This window comes from Vagococcus sp. WN80Y (assembly GCF_059621045.1).
In genome coordinates, this window is record NZ_JCAQHY010000074.1 from 1 (window position 1) to 2,831 (window position 2,831).

The following is a 2,831-nucleotide window of genomic DNA, read 5'->3' on the forward strand; positions in this document are numbered from 1 at the left end:
GTCAGTTATTTAGTGTCGTTTTCCATTCAAAATACGTCACTCACAACCAAGTATACGAATATCCGCTATCGCGTGATGAGTGAGCTGTCTAATGCGCTGACAAACACAGGTGGAACCCCAGAACATAACGGAGAAATTGCGAATGGCACCTATATCGACAACCCGACAAGTCCGGGCGCTCAGTATTCTCAGGGTGTGATGGAGTCAGTGATTAGTGACAGTGGACAAGTATTTGTGCCAGTGATTATGAATGTATACGGGGCGAAAAATGGGATATGGTTAACGCCTACCTTTAAGCTAGAAATTGTCGATGCTAAAAATGTTGAAACGGGAGATATTGAGGTATTTAATAAGGTTTATACGCATAAGGAACTTTCTGCGATGAATGTCCCTATTACAAAGGTGTCAGCAAAACCATCAATTAATTCTCGTCTAGTTTCAGGTGAAATAATTGATAAGGGCGTGTTTGAGTCTACTAACTCAGATGTTGCATATGATTTAGGGGTAGTAACTACGCTAACAGAACTTAGTGGTAGAGCTAAGGGAGACTATAAAGGATCAACCTTCCCAACAGGAAAAATAACATATTCAATAAAGCAAAAAGTAACAGCGAATGGTACTAATACAGGATTAGCTTCTAGTCAATATAATAAAATTCAGATTAAAGCATATGCTTCACCTTTAAAAGAAAGAAGTCAACAAGACTGGAAAAATCCTTGGGGATGGTCTGTTTTTCCGAATAAATTTACTCGTTCTTTGAATATTCCGCAAGGACAGACAAAAAAGATTCATACAACTCAACCGACAGGAGATCTTTCCAAAATCGGAGTGTATAGCTCAGGAGAGTTTACTGCCTCTAATTGGGAAGATCCAACAGGAATAGCAGTTACGAACACTAACTATACAGGAGTCGTGAACCCTTATACCTATAATATGACTGGTGAAAGAACTTCGGCAGCCACAGATAAATCGTTTTCTAGTCTAGAAATGATTGTCAGTTGGAATAAGAAGAAGACTGCTGATTTAGCTGCGACAAATAAATGGTCTCGCTATGATTTACAGCTTTCTATAGAATCTATTTCTTATGATGGAATAACGACAGTTAATAATACATCGGTTAGTTTTCCAACAATTGTTACAGGTGCAGGCGCCTATGCTGGAGGACCGCTTTTTACTAAATCAATCACGAATGATGATAAAAATATAGTTAATTTAGATTATAATCATCCAGGTAATGATGTTAATACAGGTAATGCACGATTAATTCAAGGGGATAAAATCTATTTTGGTCAGTTCAATTTAACAAATGATATACGTGTCTTTCAAGATAGTTCCATTTTGATGTGGGATCCTAGTGCATTTAAATATGATATAAACCGAGACTCTTTTCTTATAACTGGTGTACCGATAGAAAAACAAAAATCTATAACATTTAGATATGGTGTGGCAAAAAACATAACGCAAACGGGACCTTATACAATGACTTATGAAAAGTACAGTGCTTCAAAAGGAAGGTATGATTGGTATGCCACGCCTTTAAAAGCTCTTGAAAAAGGTGAAATATCAGCAGTTGAATCAATACTTGATTTAAACATGGGGGCTAATAGTGGGCATACTTTTTATTCTAGAATTCCTGTTATAGTAACTGCAAATTCTGGAGATAAGACTCCAAATGGGAATCCAATTGTATTAATGGAAGCGAGCTTATTTAGTGATAGTAAAGGCAATACCCTCAGTGATCCTGCAAGTAATGGCGGGAAATACAAACCAACTCAATTTGATTCACAAGGGAATGTCACATTGATTCCTGATACGTATTGGAATTGGGTAGGAAATACGGCTTATGTAGAAAAATTTAGAATAACGACTAAAACAGAAGTTGATAAGTCACTTTATCAAACAAATGAGGAGATCGATTTAAAAGTTACTGGCATTATGGCCGGTAGTAATGCAATTGAATACGATACCGCAATCAATACAACATTGCCAAAAGGGATTTCTTATAAAACAGGAAGTTCAACAGATGGACTAGGAATGCCATTGCAAAAGGAGCCTGATATAATCCAAAACGCTGATGGTACAACAACGCTACGGTGGGGGTTTTCCAAAATTAGGGATGACAATCTTGGCAAAGGAGTAGAGGTTAAATTTAAAGCAATTTCTGACTTCACTCAACTGACATTTAAGGGGACTGGCTATACAGAAAATTTAATTGTAAAAACGATAGGTGAGATGTGGGTATCGTCTAATCCGTCCCAAAAAGATACGAGTGTGGAGGCGATTCGTTCGTCATCTGATTCTTTCATTGAAATGCTTATCCAACAAATCATTCTCAGTAAAACGGCCACTAAACCTGCCATTGAAGTAGGCGACAAGGTCGATGCTAAAGCGCCTAGTGTGGATACGTCCATTACCTACAACATTAAGATGGTCAATGAAAGTGCCTCAGCGATTCCTAATTCGAAGCTCTTGGAGGTTTTGCCATATAATGGCGATTCTCGTGGCACTAAATTCAGTGGTTCTTATACGGTGTCAGAGTTGAAGATTAACGATCCAACAGCGAAGATTTCGTTTACTAACGCTAAAACAGATGAAAAGACGGACCCAAATAGTATCACTGGCTGGTCCTCCTTTGTACCTGGGACAACACCAGTTGCCAGTATTTCTAATGCGAAAGCCTTTCTTGTGTCACATGGGTCATTACCTGTTGGAAAAAGCATTGAATTAACGGTGACCTTAAAACCAACAGGCCAAAAAGCAGGCGATGTGTTGGTTAATAACTCATCCATGAACTCAGATTTAAACCTTCCCGTCCACTCACAAACCGCGAT

The 2,831-nt window shown here is 38.3% G+C and carries 1 protein-coding gene; it reads left to right on the forward strand.

All coding sequences use genetic code 11. From position 1 onward, the window contains the following. The coding region (locus AC5KOD_RS02860) for a SpaA isopeptide-forming pilin-related protein (protein ID WP_496913028.1) at positions 1-2,831 on the forward strand (2,831 nt) is incomplete at both ends.